This is a genomic window from Oceanipulchritudo coccoides, assembly GCF_010500615.1.
GTDB classification, from domain to species: Bacteria; Verrucomicrobiota; Verrucomicrobiia; order Opitutales; family Oceanipulchritudinaceae; genus Oceanipulchritudo; species Oceanipulchritudo coccoides.
The window spans coordinates 1-385 of sequence record NZ_JAAGNX010000023.1 but is presented as its reverse complement, the minus strand read 5'-3'; the positions used below and the strand labels follow the sequence as shown (position 1 = coordinate 385).

Sequence of the window (385 nt, the reverse complement as noted above, 5' to 3'; positions counted from 1 at the left end):
TCCCGACGACGCTTGTGGCGGCGACCCTTGGGGTTTGGTTGTTTTATGTGCAGCATCAGTTCGAGGTGACCCATTGGGACCAGCCCGAGGCATGGGATGTGCATGATGCCGCACTGCACGGGTCTTCGCATTATGTGATGCCGGGCTGGCTGCAATGGTTTACGGCCAACATTGGCATTCACCACGTGCATCATCTGTACAGCCGTATTCCGTTTTACAGGCTTACCGAAGTGTTGCGCGATCACAAGGTGCTGGCGGAGGCGCAGCGGTTGAGCATTGCTGAAAGCATCGCCTGCGCGCGGCTCCACCTTTGGGACGAAAAGCAGCGTCGCCTGCTCAGCTTTGCCGAGGCGCGGCGGACCTACGCCGCGGCCTGAGCCGCATA

Annotated in this window: 1 protein-coding gene; it reads left to right on the top strand. The window is 60.0% G+C overall.

Annotated features, from left to right (window positions below):
• A partial coding sequence (locus G0Q06_RS14260; RefSeq protein ID WP_238710907.1) for a fatty acid desaturase occupies positions 1-377 on the top strand: 377 nt, incomplete at its 5' end.
• Between the last annotated feature and the right edge of the window lie 8 nt (positions 378-385).